The organism is Halorubrum miltondacostae (assembly GCF_041379815.1).
Lineage (GTDB): Archaea > Halobacteriota > Halobacteria > Halobacteriales > Haloferacaceae > Halorubrum > Halorubrum miltondacostae.
This window is the reverse complement of record NZ_JBEDNY010000021.1, coordinates 1-255: the sequence shown is the minus strand read 5'-3', so window position 1 is coordinate 255 and position 255 is coordinate 1. Positions and strand designations below refer to the sequence as shown.

The window sequence follows — 255 nt, the reverse complement described above, 5'->3', positions numbered from 1 at the left end:
GGTTCTCACCCGACTATCGCTGCTACTGTGACCAGGATTGTCGTTACTGGACGGTCCACACGAGCTCTCGCCCGGGCTTCCGTCCGACCAGTACGCCAACCTACGCGGTTGCCCTTTGACAGGCACGTCCAGGTCTCGGTGGTAGATTTGAGCCCCGATCATTTTGGGCGCCTCAAACCTCGGCCGGTAAGCTGTTACGCTTTTCTTAGCGGGTAGCTGCTTCTAAGCTCACCTCCCGGCTGTTTAGGGCTTGAG

General features: G+C 58.4%; 1 rRNA gene. It reads right to left on the bottom strand.

Annotation, left to right across the window (positions count from 1 at the left end):
• A 23S ribosomal RNA gene (locus tag ABNG04_RS18020) occupies positions 1 to 255 on the bottom strand; the annotation flags it as partial.